1 protein-coding gene is annotated in these 812 nt (G+C 34.9%); it reads right to left on the bottom strand.

The window, feature by feature from the left end:
• Nucleotides 1–116 precede the first annotated feature (116 nt).
• The gene (locus AB4384_RS05055; RefSeq protein WP_017062773.1) at nucleotides 117–380 is read right to left on the bottom strand and encodes a hypothetical protein; all 264 of its coding nucleotides are present in this window, start codon (nucleotides 378–380) and stop codon (nucleotides 117–119) included.
• Nucleotides 381–812: the final 432 nt, after the last annotated feature.

Below are 812 nucleotides of genomic sequence, written 5' to 3'. Positions count from 1 at the left end.
AATTAGGAAACAAAGCCACTTAAATTATCAGTACAATCTATATACTATGTAATTAAGCGATTGAGTATTAAAGCATATGGTAAAAAGTTAGAATCTAATATGCTATGTTCGCTTGACTACATGTCAACCTCACGAACAATTACATCATCTACTTCATTGTTTAGTAATGTTACATAACTGCTCTGAGTCATGCCTCTTACAGCTTTCGTGTTTTGCATGCCATCCACATTCGTTAGACTTTTGTCAGAATAAATTGCTCGTATATCTCCATCGACTCGGCCTGAAAACGTGACATCATCAGCACTAATAGAAGCAATCGCTGAGGTTGCAAAAAATAAAAACGAACATAAAACGACCTTAATATTGACAAACGACTTCATAAACACCTCAAATGTAATTGGTTACATATGAGAGTTTAGCTTATTCGCAGGAAAAAAGAAGTCTAATGCCTACCAGCCACTCTTGCATCCGTGATGTTAGATTTGTAAACATTAATTTGTTCAGAAAAGTCCATTCATAACGATCATGATATAGCATGGATACGGCCACATCAATTCACCAGACTTATGCATATTATGCACTGGTTAGCGATTTGATGGCAGTTAAACCTTAGGGAGAGACCGAAGAGTAAAACGCTAATACATATCTTGCAAGTCTTCATAGTAGTTTAATGGTTTTACATTAAGAGAATTAAATTTTATCTAACTTCGTAATATTTAATACCTGAACCTAAGATCTGGTATGTAAACCATGATTCTTGGCAACACTTGATTATTCACATCAACGTAAGCTATGATCCGCACCATAAGTTT

This window comes from Vibrio sp. 10N.261.51.A4, assembly GCF_041471945.1.
Taxonomy (GTDB): domain Bacteria; phylum Pseudomonadota; class Gammaproteobacteria; order Enterobacterales; family Vibrionaceae; genus Vibrio; species Vibrio crassostreae_C.
This window is presented reverse-complemented; position numbering and strand designations above follow the sequence as displayed.